This is a genomic window from Pseudomonas sp. P5_A2_2, from assembly GCF_054177685.1.
Genome location: NZ_JBGCUL010000236.1, coordinates 1 through 5,953 on the forward strand (window position 1 = coordinate 1; position 5,953 = coordinate 5,953).

At 59.5% G+C, this 5,953-nt stretch carries 7 protein-coding genes; 4 read left to right on the forward strand and 3 right to left on the reverse strand.

Annotated elements, in window-relative coordinates; all coding sequences use genetic code 11:
* On the reverse strand, positions 1–302 hold a 302-nt coding region (locus tag ACXRVY_RS14950; protein ID WP_458237669.1), incomplete at its 3' end, for a chemotaxis protein CheW.
* 83 nt (positions 303–385) lie between these two features.
* Between ACXRVY_RS14950 and flgA the strand changes: the two genes are divergently transcribed.
* The 4 genes from flgA (at position 386) to ACXRVY_RS14970 (ending at position 2,993) form a co-directional block, all read left to right on the forward strand.
* Positions 386–1,144 carry a flagellar basal body P-ring formation chaperone FlgA gene (gene flgA, locus ACXRVY_RS14955; RefSeq protein WP_223459769.1) on the forward strand — a complete coding sequence of 253 codons (759 nt, stop codon included), beginning with the start codon at positions 386–388 and terminating at the stop codon, positions 1,142–1,144.
* Between the two features lie 167 nt (positions 1,145–1,311).
* Complete coding sequence (gene flgM, locus ACXRVY_RS14960; RefSeq protein ID WP_223459771.1) at positions 1,312–1,638, forward strand: flagellar biosynthesis anti-sigma factor FlgM; 327 nt, start codon at positions 1,312–1,314, stop codon at positions 1,636–1,638.
* Positions 1,639–1,686: 48 nt separating this feature from the next.
* On the forward strand, positions 1,687–2,154 hold the full coding sequence (locus ACXRVY_RS14965) for a flagella synthesis protein FlgN (protein WP_223459774.1): 468 nt from the start codon (positions 1,687–1,689) through the stop codon (positions 2,152–2,154).
* Between the two features lie 92 nt (positions 2,155–2,246).
* Entirely contained in the window at positions 2,247–2,993 is a 747-nt protein-coding gene (locus ACXRVY_RS14970) for a flagellar brake protein (RefSeq protein WP_223459776.1), read from the forward strand.
* 63 nt (positions 2,994–3,056) lie between these two features.
* Here ACXRVY_RS14970 and ACXRVY_RS14975 read toward each other — a convergent pair whose 3' ends face one another.
* Positions 3,057–4,415, reverse strand: coding sequence for an MFS transporter (locus ACXRVY_RS14975; RefSeq protein ID WP_223459778.1), 1,359 nt, complete (start codon positions 4,413–4,415; stop codon positions 3,057–3,059).
* Between the two features lie 70 nt (positions 4,416–4,485).
* Entirely contained in the window at positions 4,486–5,730 is a 1,245-nt protein-coding gene (locus ACXRVY_RS14980; protein WP_223459800.1) for a glutamine synthetase family protein, read from the reverse strand.
* Between the last annotated feature and the right edge of the window lie 223 nt (positions 5,731–5,953).

Consider the following 5,953-nt stretch of genomic DNA (forward strand, 5'->3'; position numbering starts at 1 on the left):
GTCTTGGTGTTGTACTCCGTGATGATCACGAAGGGATTGTTCTTGTCCTTCAAAGCACCGGAGCCGGTCGCCATCGCCAGATCGAGGATCGGAATGGTCGCCCCCCGGATGTTCGCCACGCCGCACACGACAGGACTGGACTTGGGCATCAGCGTCAGTTTGGGGCATTGCAGCACCTCCCGAACCTTGAACACGTTGATCCCGTACAGCTGCTGGCCGTCGAGACGGAACAACAACAGCTCAAGGCGATTCTGCCCCACCAGTTGCGTGCGCTGGTTCACCGAATCCATTACACCAGCCATGCCCAGACTCCTACACCAACGCCAAGTGTTGTTGCGACGTGCCTTCATCACTAAACGGCACGGCGCTTGCTTTTTTAATCGTTATGAACACAGAACCGACATTTTTCCGACGCCTGACCACACCCTGCCGCAAATTGCTCGGCGTGCTGGCGGCCGTTTGCCTGTTCAACGCTGGCAGCCCTGCCCTTGCTGACGCGGTTACCTTGCCTGACATGCTTATCGGCGTCACTCAGGGCTTTCTTGAATTCACCGTAGAAGACTATCTGGCTACCAGTCAAACGGAAGGCCGCTACGAGATCCAGGTCAACCCGCTCGATCCGCGCATGCACATGCCCATGTGCGACAAGGAATTGACAGCAACCCTTGAGAGTCCCAAGCCGCTGGGTCGGGTCACGGTCAAGGTCCGCTGCGAGGGCGCCTCCCCCTGGACCGTGTTCGTACCCGCTCAAGTCCGCCTGTTTCGCGATGTCGTGACCAGCGCCCGGCCACTGCGCCGCGCCAACATTGTCGAGCCTTTGGATGTGGTCCTGCGCGAACGCGATATCAGCCTCATCGGCCAGGGCTACCTGACCTCCCTGGACCAGGCTATCGGGCAGCGACTGACCCGACCAATGGTCGCCGACCAGGTGATTACCCTGGTGCATATCGAACAGGCCGAGGTCATCCGCAAGGGTGATCAGGTGGTGATTACCGCCCGCAGCGGTACGCTCAGCGTACGCATGCCGGGCGAAGCCCTGTCAAACGGCAGCCTGAGCGAACAGATCCGGGTGAAAAACCTCAATTCCCAGCGAGTCATCAAGGCGCAGGTCATGGCGCCGGGGCAGGTGGAAGTGTCCATGTAAGGCTCCCTGCTCATCGGAATGTGGCGCTTGCCCCGGCTGTTCCCTAGACTGTGCTCCATGCAGGGCAAGCGCTGGCGCGCGCGAGGTTCATTGATAAATGGGCCTAAAGTTTTCCAGGGAATGGCCGAAACCATGGCAAGCGTCCAAATTCCCAGAGGTTTTTTATCATGGTCATCGATTTCAGCCGTTTGAACAGCTCCTCGTCACTTACGGGCAGTACACGTACCAGCGCCAGCAAGGAAAACGCCGAAACCGGCAAATCCGCGCCGCTGGAGTCCGCGGCCGAACAGGCCGGTACCGTCAAAAGCGGGGAATCGGTACATCTCAGCGATGAGGCTCAACAGTTGCAGAAGGTCACTGACAAGCTGCGCGATCAACCCGCCGTCGACAACGCCCGCGTGGCCGAGTTGAAAGCAGCGATTGCCGATGGCAGCTATAAAGTCGACAGCAACCGTGTAGCCAGCAAACTGCTCAACTTCGAAGCCCAGCGCTAGGCCACCGCCGGCGCCAGGCTTTTGGACGCTTAAAACCCAAGGCCAGCCATGCACGACACTAATCTACTGCAACTGATCACCGACGACTTTGCTCCAGCGCAACACCTGCTGGAATTACTGCAGACCGAATCCCTCGCATTGCATGGCCGCGACATGCCATTGCTCGAGGACATCCTGGCGCAGAAACAGGCATTGGTCGTGTTGCTCGAACAGCATGGCCGCAAGCGCAGTGAAATTCTCGCCAGCCTCAACCTGCCGACCAACCGTGGCGGTCTTGAGCAACTGGCCAGCCAGTCGAGCATTGGCGACCAGTTGCTGGCGCAAAGTGACGTGCTGACCGATCTCCTGGCCCAGTGCCAGGCCATCAACGCCAACAACGGCCAGTCGATCCTCACCCAGCAGGCCGCTACAGCCACCCAGCTGAAAATCCTCACCGGCGGTGAAACCCCGGCGCTTTACGATGCCAGCGGAACATTCTCCAGGCTTGCCAAGCCACGCCCGCTCAGTCAGGCATGAACCGGTCAATGCCCCCGCTCTATCAAGACGCGCAACATACTGGCAAACTGCTAGCCTGCCGTAGTCAAATTTTGTCTGGAGATTGATTAACCGTGTCCAATGCCTTATCCGTGGATGATGCTCCGCAGCCACCCAAGGTGCTCTCCACGCCCTTGGAAATCTCCAGCAACCTGCGCCAGCTGCTCGAAAGCCATGACCCGCTGATCATTACGTTCCACGAGCGCAGCCAGCGTTTCCAGAGTTACCTGGTGGACCTGGACCGTGACAGCAATATGATTGCCCTGGACGAAATGATCCCCCGTGATGGCGAGCGTTACCTGATGGCGGGCGAACCGTTCAGGGTCGAAGGCTTCCACGAAGGCGTACGCATTGCCTGGGAAAGCAACGGCCGATTGACCATCGATGAATCCGGTGGCAGCCGCTGCTATCGCGGCGCCCTTCCCGATGAAGTGGTGTACCACCAGCGCCGCAATGCATTCCGTGCAGCACTGAAGCTGGCACAACTGGTCAACGTCAACCTCGATGGCGAAAAGCTCAAGGCTCCGATCAGCGGCAAGCTGCTGGATATTTCCGCTACCGGCTGCAAATTGCGTTTCGACGGCGACATCACTGGCAGCCTGCAACTGGGTCAGGTTTACGACCGCTTCAGCGCCGAACTGCCCTTTGGCAAGATGACCGCGCCGGTCGAGTTGCGTTATCTGCACTTCGAAGAAAAGATCTCCACCACCTTCGCCGGCATTCGCTTCCACAACATGAGCGGGCTGGTGCAGCGTCAGGTCGAACGCTTCGTCTACCAGTTGCAACGCGAAGCGCGTCGCTTCGACAAAGACGATCTCTGATAGAGCGTCAACAAAAAACGGGCAGTCCCTGGCGGTGACTGCCCGTTTTTTTATGCACTGAATTTAAGGCCTGGCCTCGGTAAAGCTTTGCTCGCGGCCCGAGTCAGGGTCTTGCGGCGGTTGATCGTCTTCAGGTTCGGCTGACGGCTCCGGATTCACCGGATTGCACATCTGCTCCTGCACCACCTGCTCATCGACCCGCGGGTCGAGGCAGGCCACCAGTGGCGAACTCGTCATATTGTCCGGCATGGCCACGTGATGCAGCGGTGCGTCGTCGACCTGATGCAGGTTGGTCACCGCTTTCGGGCGAATCCGCCATACCAGCACCAATGCAAAGAAACTGAAGAAGGCATAGAGCATCTGACTGCCGAACAGCTTCATCAGCACGCCCGCCACCAGCGGCCCGATACTCGCGCCAACGCCGTAGGTCACCAGCAACATTGCCGTCAGGGACACCCGGCGATCGCCTTCAACATGGTCATTGGAAAACGCCACCGCCAACGGATACAGACAGAACTGCACCAACGAACAGACAAAACCGGCGATAAACAGAACCTCCAACGGCACCTGCGGCATGATCGCCAGCGGCAGTGCGGCCAGGGCCAGGCTGAATGCGAAACTGCGGATCAACACGGCCCGATCGTAACGGTCGGACAACCAGCCCAACGGCCACTGCACCAGCAGCCCGGCAAAAATACAGCTACCCATGAACAGACCGACCAGCTCCGTGGACAAACCTTGCTGCGAAGCATACAGCGGCGCCAGACCATAGAACGAACCGACGATCAGCCCTGCCCCCAGCACCGTACTCAATGACTGCGGCACACGCTTGATAAAGAACCGTGGCTCCATGGGCGCCGGATGCAAGGGTGCAGGGTGGATCCGCCGGGTCAGGGCCACGGGCACCAGGCACAGGGCGAAACACAGGGCAACCAGCATCAGCAGCTCCAGCCCCAGCGCCGGGTGCATGACCAGAATCAGCTGCCCCATCACCAGGCCCAGGTAAGAGGCGATCATGTAACCGCTGAACACCAACCCGCGCTGCTTGGCCTCGGCCTGTTCGTTCAACCAGCTCTCGATCACCATGTACTGGCACATCATGCCAAGGCCGACGATCACCCGCAGGAACAGCCAGGCCGGCAGCCAATCGATCAGGCCATGGCCCAAAACCGCCGCACCGACGATTCCGGCACAGGCCGAGTAGGCCCGGATATGCCCGACCCGGGCAATCAACCGGTGACCGATCTTGCCCCCCAGCACCAGGCCGAAGTAGTTGGCGGCCATCAACGCACCGACCCACAGGCTGTCGACATGGTCGGCCGCCAGGCGCAGGCCCAGGTAAGTACTCAGCAGGCCCGAGCCGATCAACATCATCAGCGAAGCGAAATACAGTGCTCGAAAGGATTTCCAGATTTGGCGCATCGGCGTTCCGCGCGGCTCCTTGCAGTGAGAATCGGCTATCGCTAAACGATAGCCGGATGTCGACGGATCGTCAGGCCTGGGCTGCTAAAACACGCCGTTCCCAGGGAGTAATTTCATCATGAAAACTGCTCAGTTCCAGAGTCTTCGAAGCGATGTAGCCTTCGATGAATTCCGCACCGAACAGTTCCTTGGCCAACTGGCTACGTTTCAGACGCTCCAGTGCCGCATGCAAGGTACAGGGCAACGAAAGATTGTCCGGCACTTCGAACTCACCCTGGATCGGCGCACTCGGCTCCAACGCGTTCTCGATGCCATGCAACCCCGCCGCCAGGCTTGCGGCAATCGCCAGGTATGGATTGGCATCGGCCCCCGGCAAGCGGTTCTCAACCCGACGGGCCACCGGCAAACTGGCCGGTATGCGCAAGCCGGCCGCCCGGTTGTCATAGGACCAACAGGCATTATTCGGTGAGGCGTAAGGGTGGCACAAGCGCTGATAGGAGTTCACGTTCGGCGCAAACAACGCAGTGAAGTCGGCCATGCACACTTGCTGGCCGGCAATGAAGTGACGGAAGGTTGCCGTCTCCTGCCCCGCCTTATCACTGAACACGTTTTGCCCCGAATCGATCTCGACGACACTCTGGTGAATATGCATCGAACTGCCTGGCGTATGCGCCAGCGGCTTGGCCATGCACACCACGCTCAGGCCGTGCTTGAGGGCAACTTCCTTGAGCAAGTGCTTGAACAGCAACGTCTGGTCGGCCAGCAGCAATGGATCGCCATGCAGCAGATTGATTTCGAACTGGCTGATGCCCATTTCGTGCATGAACGTATCGCGGGGCAGCCCCAACGCAGCCATGCACTCGTAGACTTCATTGAAGAAGGGTCGCAGCCCATTGTTGGAACTGACACTGAACGCCGACTGACCATTCTCGCGACGACCATCCAGCCCGAGCGGTGGCTGGAACGACTGAGTCGGGTCGGTATTGGGTGCAAAAACGAAGAACTCAAGCTCGGTCGCCACCACGGGCGCCAGGCCGCGGGCTGCATAACGGGCAATCACGGCCTTGAGCTGACCACGGGTCGACAGGCTGGAGCTGGTGGTGGTGCCCAGTTCATTCGCGTCGCAAATGGCGAAAGCGCGCGGCGGATTGCTCCAGGGCAGGCGGTGGATTTGTGCCGGGTCCGGAATCAGCGCCAGGTCGCCATCATCGCTGCCGTAAAACCGCGCCGGCGGGTATCCGCCCATGATGCATTGCAGCAGCACGCCCCGCGCCATCTGCAAACGTCGACCGTCGAGAAACCCCTCGCTGGTCATCACTTTGCCCCGTGGAACGCCGTTCAAATCCGGCGTGACACACTCAACTTCATCGATGCCCGTCAATCGCTGCGCGAGTGAACTCAGGCCAACGGTCGTCATGACGCAATCCTTGTTATTGTGCGAGCCGCGAACGGCGACCGTACAAAATAGGCTCCGCGTGTTCGGAATTTCAAGCAGCGTCGATAAATATGCTGCCAGTCAGGGCAGGTAAAGGCGGAAC

What these genes read in the sequence shown, in the direction of transcription:
- flgA (WP_223459769.1), top strand. Translation starts at nt 386, where the DNA reads ATGAACACAGAACCGACATTTTTCCGACGCCTGACCACACCCTGCCGC.
- flgM (WP_223459771.1), top strand. Translation starts at nt 1,312, where the DNA reads ATGGTCATCGATTTCAGCCGTTTGAACAGCTCCTCGTCACTTACGGGC.
- ACXRVY_RS14965 (WP_223459774.1), top strand. Translation starts at nt 1,687, where the DNA reads ATGCACGACACTAATCTACTGCAACTGATCACCGACGACTTTGCTCCA.
- ACXRVY_RS14975 (WP_223459778.1), bottom strand. Translation starts at nt 4,415, where the DNA reads ATGCGCCAAATCTGGAAATCCTTTCGAGCACTGTATTTCGCTTCGCTG.
- ACXRVY_RS14980 (WP_223459800.1), bottom strand. Translation starts at nt 5,730, where the DNA reads ATGACCAGCGAGGGGTTTCTCGACGGTCGACGTTTGCAGATGGCGCGG.